The sequence below is a fragment of the Corynebacterium tuscaniense genome (assembly GCF_008693065.1).
Classification (GTDB): Bacteria; Actinomycetota; Actinomycetes; order Mycobacteriales; family Mycobacteriaceae; genus Corynebacterium; species Corynebacterium tuscaniense.
In genome coordinates, this window is the sequence record NZ_VXKH01000102.1 from 1 (window position 1) to 3,426 (window position 3,426).

Sequence of the window (3,426 nt, forward strand, 5' to 3'; positions counted from 1 at the left end):
CACCCGGCGCGGACGGTGCTGGAGGTGCCGGAGCAGCGGGTGGGGTTGGCGGTTGTGGCGCGGCGGGCGGGCTAGGCACCGCTGGAATGTCGTGGGACGATGCTGCCTTCGGGATATTGTTGCTAGTCATTGCTGCTTAGACTATCCAAGCCTTTCGGTTGGATGGAATCATAGTGGGTACGTTGAGCTGTTTAGCTTCGTCCATGCTCGCGCCAACGGGTCAGAACACGAATCTGTAAAAGTGCTGGGTAGAGGTGGCCGATGATTCCGGTGACAATTAGCACCGTTGCCGAACCCCACGCGCCAGCAATTCCTGCCCAGGCGGCGGTGGCGATATGTAAGAGGAATCCCCATGTATGACCGGCAGCTGCAGCTTGTACGGGTCTTAGTTTTTTGCTTCGCCGGTTCTGAATGGACGCGCTGGACTGCCCATCACGCAGAGCAATGATCAGCCGGTTCCATCCAATGTGGTTGAGAAGGGTGTTGAAGGTGGGGAGGGCGAGGCGTCGAGAAGCTGTGTGCGAGAGCGACAAACGCTCCTACAGCGAGTGTGGGATGTGCTGCTGGAGCGAGTCACCCGCGAATGGCGCGAGGCCGAAACTCAACAGAGTCGCGGTGAGTACAAACCTCCACGAGTCAGCACCAACGGAACTGACCACGATTATGAGCCCGGCGAAAGCGACAACTGTGCTAAGCAGTGCTGCCACTGAGCGTCAACTCCTCTGGTTCTAGGCCTAGCCACGGGTCAATATCCAGCATAAAGACGGCACCGCCCGGGAGTTCTCCTCTTTGCCATGTTTGGAAGGCTGCCGGGTCGAGGTCGAACATGAAAGGATTTCTCTGAACAAGCTGGTGCCCAAAAGCTGGTGTCCCCGTCATCGCATCTTCGAGTAGTGGCGGTGGGTGAAAGATTCAACCATCGCACTTGACCGAGAGAGTGCACAAAACTCTCCTACCAGTACGTATATATTTTCGGCCTGGGCGGTGAGTGCAAATCCTTCACTGCGCCCTTTCTACCGGAAGTCGCGGGAGCCGCGGGAGAGGCAGTCGCCCATGTCCAGAGGTTCAAGTTTGTCGGCAAGAACACTGGCGGCACCGGAGGCATTTTCGACGATGCCGCGAACGATAAGGGCTTTCGCGGTACGGGCAAGGACTTTCTGCCGCTTCCATAGACCAGTTGGGATGACCACGTTCATGAGGCCGGTTTCATCCTCCATGCCTAGGAAGGTGACGCCAGCGGCGGTGGAGGGACGTTGGCGGTGGGTGATCACACCGGCGATGCGGATGCGGGTGCCGTCTGGGACGCGCCTCAGCCCGCTAGCTGGGACAATATTCAAAGAATCCAAATGCGTGCGAACCATTTCTACGGGCATGAGGCCGGGCGTAACACCGGTGGCCACAATGTCGGCGGCCATGAGTTCAAAGGCGTTCATGCCGGGAAGGGCGGGCGCTTCAATGGTGGAAAGGCCTGGCAGCATGCCCTCACGTTCGGTGGCGGCGATGCCGGATTGCCAGAGGGCTTGGCGGCGGTCCACACCAAAACAATCCAGTGCACCCGCCCGGGCGAGCGCCTCGACATGCTCCACGGTGAGGTCTGCGCGGCGGGATAGGTCCGGAATATCAATGAAAGGCCGAACTGCCCGGGCAGACTCGATGCGCGAGGCCGCCTTCCCGCCAAGACCTTTGATCAGGTTCAGCCCCACGCGGATGGTGCCGGAGTCGATGCAGCGGGCCTCCACACCAGACTCGTTGACATCCACCGGCAGGACCACAATCCCGTGGCGGCGCGCATCCTGGATGAGGGACTGCGGTGAGTAGAACCCCATCGGCTGCGCCCGCAACAAGCCCACACAGAATTCCGCCGGATAGTAGTGCTTGAACCAGGCCGAGAAGTACACCAACGAGGCAAAGGACTGGGAGTGGGATTCCGGGAAGCCGTAGGCTGCGAAGGCCACGATCTTCTGCCAGAGGCTCTCCGCCACGTCCTGCTCAATCGAATTGGTCGCCCAGCAGCCTGAGAAAAACCGGGCCTTGAGCGCCGCCATCTTCGCCGGTGACCGCTTCGATCCCATAGCGCGGCGCAGCGAGTCCGCCTCTGCCCCACTGAAACCAGCGGCGTCCACGGCGATCTGCATGAGCTGTTCCTGAAACAGTGGAATTCCCAGGGTCTTACCCAGGGAACGTTCCAGCACCGGATGGTCATAGGTGACCGGCTCCCGGCCGTCACGGCGCCGCAGATACGGGTGGACGGATCCGCCCTGAATCGGGCCCGGTCTGATCAGGGCCACTTCCACCACCAAGTCAAAGAAGCAGCGCGGTTTCAGCCGCGGCAGGGTGTTCATCTGAGCGCGGGATTCCACTTGGAAAACGCCGACGGCGTCGGCGTGGGAGAGCATGTGGTACACGGCAGCGTCGTCAAGCGAAAGCTCCCATAGGCGCACCTCGCGGCCGGTGGTTTCGCGCACAAGGTCAATCATGTGGTGCAGCGCCTCGAGCATGCCCAGACCCAGCAGGTCGAACTTGACCAGGCCGGCGGCGGCGCAGTCGTCCTTGTCCCACTGCACGACCGAGCGGCCCTCCATGCGTGCCCACTCCACGGGGACAACATCGGCGATGGGCCGGTCACAGATCACCATGCCACCGGAGTGAATACCCAGGTGGCGGGGCTGCCCTTTGAGTTGCGCAGCCAAGGACGAGACACGCTCAGGGGGCGAGGCCAGGCCTTTCGACCACGCATCCGCCGCGCCCTGCGGGTAGCCGAGCGCACGTGCGGCATCGCGCACCGCGCCCTTCGTGCGGTACGTGATCACGTTGGCCACCTGCGCCGCATTGTCCCGGCCGTAGGTGCGGTAGACGTACTGGATGACTTCTTCGCGGCGGCCAGACTCAATATCAATGTCAATATCGGGCGGGCCGTCGCGGTCCGGCGAGAGGAAGCGCTCGAACAATAGCTGCGCGCCGATCGGCTCCACGTTGGTGATGCCAAGCGCGAAGCACACCGCTGAATTCGCCGCCGAACCACGCCCCTGGCACAAGATGTTGGACTCGCGGCAGAAATCCACCAGGTCGTTGACAATGAGGAAGTAGCCGGGAAAACCAAGTTGCTCGATGACGCGCAGTTCGCGTGCAATCTGCTTAAGGGCTTGTTCTTGCAGGTCAGCAGACCGCGCGGCGTAGCGTTCACGGCCGCGTTCGGCCACGAGGTGGGTCAGCCAGCTCATCTCATCGTGTCCCTCGGGCGTGGGGCATTGCGGCAGTTCAGGCGCCACCAGGTCGAGGGTGAAGGCGCATTCTCCTGCAAGTTTCACGGCCTCCGCGATCATCGCCGTGTCGTCGGGCATCATCGCCGCGAGTTGCTCGCCCGAGCGTAACCAGGGCGCGCCCATCGGGTGCAGGTCCGCGGATGCCGCGCTGATTGCTTTTCGA

2 protein-coding genes are annotated in these 3,426 nt (G+C 61.9%); both read right to left on the reverse strand.

The features are described from left to right. Positions 1-690: 690 nt before the first annotated feature. Complete coding sequence (locus tag F4V54_RS11545; protein ID WP_156959263.1) at positions 691-828, reverse strand: hypothetical protein; 138 nt, start codon at positions 826-828, stop codon at positions 691-693. A gap of 185 nt (positions 829-1,013) precedes the next feature. After that, positions 1,014-3,426: error-prone DNA polymerase (locus F4V54_RS10485; protein WP_150387101.1), on the reverse strand; the 2,413-nt coding region annotated here is incomplete at its 5' end.

Bases quoted from the DNA above. Each gene is read 5' to 3' on its own strand.
- F4V54_RS11545 (WP_156959263.1), bottom strand. From the start codon at position 828: ATGTTCGACCTCGACCCGGCAGCCTTCCAAACATGGCAAAGAGGAGAA.